1 protein-coding gene is annotated in these 253 nt (G+C 43.9%); it reads right to left on the bottom strand.

What is annotated here, in order from left to right; genetic code table 11:
* A partial coding sequence (locus E1176_RS19945) for a hypothetical protein (protein ID WP_185152434.1) occupies positions 1 to 253 on the bottom strand: 253 nt, incomplete at both ends.

Consider the following 253-nt stretch of genomic DNA (forward strand, 5'->3'; position numbering starts at 1 on the left):
TACCAGTGTATAATCACCAGCAGCCAGGTTACTATAAGTATCGCCTGTGAAATCAGGGGCAGCTATATTTGGAGTCGGTACGTTGCCATCAAACCAAAAGAAATTATATCCAGCGGTTGTACCACCTACATCGGCACTAACCTCCCCATTTACTGGCGTACAAAATGATTGATCTATCACATTGGTGATAGGGACTGGTGTAGTAAGGTTGTCGTTCACAGTCACTTCCAAAGTTTCAGTACAACCTGTAGCA

This window comes from Fulvivirga aurantia, assembly GCF_009711475.1.
GTDB classification, from domain to species: Bacteria; Bacteroidota; Bacteroidia; order Cytophagales; family Cyclobacteriaceae; genus Fulvivirga; species Fulvivirga aurantia.